A 1317-nucleotide genomic window follows, 5' to 3' on the forward strand; every position below is an offset into this window, starting at 1 on the left:
GATAACCCTCCAAATGCGAGATGATTCTCTCATGTTTGGAGCGCCGCACAACCCCAAACCCTCCAAACGCTGGAAACTTTCCCCGCGTTTGGAGTGCCGTACAGCCTAAAACCCTCCAAATGTGAGATAACGCTCGCGCTATAAGCGCTCGCTGCTGAGCTTGCGTTGAAAGCACACTGTGCTTTCAGCATTGAGTCGTCGCTACCGCATCGATTTGCTTGATGCAAAGCTTCTTTGGTCGTCAGATTGTGCTTTCTTAAGATAATAAAGAAAGCACAATCGTGTGCGCGCTTGCGTGGAAAGTCCACTGGACTTTCCACATTGAGCAAGCGCTACCGCATTAGTGTATCGAGAATAAACTTATTACTCGTCAGATTACGCTTTCTTAAGAAATAAAGAAAGCGTAATCGTGTGCGCTCCGATGCTGAAAGCACACTGTGCTTTCAGCATTGAGTCGTCGCTACCGCATCGATTTGCTTTTTCACGCTACGCTTTGAGTGAAAAAGCAAGGCGATGCGACACGCCGGCTTGCGCTCAACCGGATTCTGAGTATAGTAGTTACTCGGTTCGCGGAAACGAGCCGAGATAACCAACGCCCCTTTAGCTCAGTTGGTTAGAGCAGCTGACTCTTAATCAGCGTGTCCAGGGTTCGAATCCCTGAGGGGGCACAAACAAAACCCAAGCTTCGTGCTTGGGTTTTTTCGTATCTAATACTTCCGAAAACGCATGCAACAGCGCGTGTTTGTCCCTCTTTCCAGTCAATCTTGAAGTATGACCTTGTCAAATATGATGCCGCAATTATTTCAAGATGATGCGCAGCTTGAACAGTCGAAGCAGCCACAAACGTTCATGCAGCAGTCACAGCAACCACTTACGCAGCCGCAGCCACGTCCGCTCCCTCTGAAAGCTGCCGACACAACCGCCGAAAACCCGTGGCCTGTTGCCGTCTTAAGCCAAAAGTTCCACAGCGCCGTAGAACGCTGGCCAGCCGCGTGGATCGAGGGTCAAATCGTCGAAATCAACATGCGCCGCGCCTCTTCCGGCTACATTACTCTTCGCGACAGCAACGAAGAAGTGTCGATTTCCGTAATGGGCTTCAGCAATTTCGTGCAGCAGGCGCGCGAACTTCGCCAGGGCGACCGCGTAGTCGTTCACGGCAAGGCGGATATTTGGGTAAAAGCTACGCGTTTAAGCTTCGTTGCAGACGAAATACGCCGCGTCGGTGCCGGCGACTTAAAAGCGCAAATTGACGAGTTGCGTAAAAAGCTTAAAGGCGAAGGCCTTTTTGACGCGGAAAATAAGATTCCACTGCCGGAG

At 50.9% G+C, this 1317-nt stretch carries 1 protein-coding gene and 1 tRNA gene; both read left to right on the forward strand.

Annotated elements, in window-relative coordinates; translation table 11 throughout:
* Positions 1-594 precede the first annotated feature (594 nt).
* Positions 595-668: transfer RNA gene (locus tag HMPREF3208_RS05455), tRNA-Lys, on the forward strand.
* Positions 669-786: 118 nt separating this feature from the next.
* On the forward strand, positions 787-1317 hold a 531-nt coding region (locus HMPREF3208_RS05460; protein WP_196488965.1), incomplete at its 3' end, for an exodeoxyribonuclease VII large subunit.

This window comes from Gardnerella vaginalis (assembly GCF_001546485.1).
GTDB lineage: Bacteria > Actinomycetota > Actinomycetes > Actinomycetales > Bifidobacteriaceae > Bifidobacterium > Bifidobacterium vaginale_D.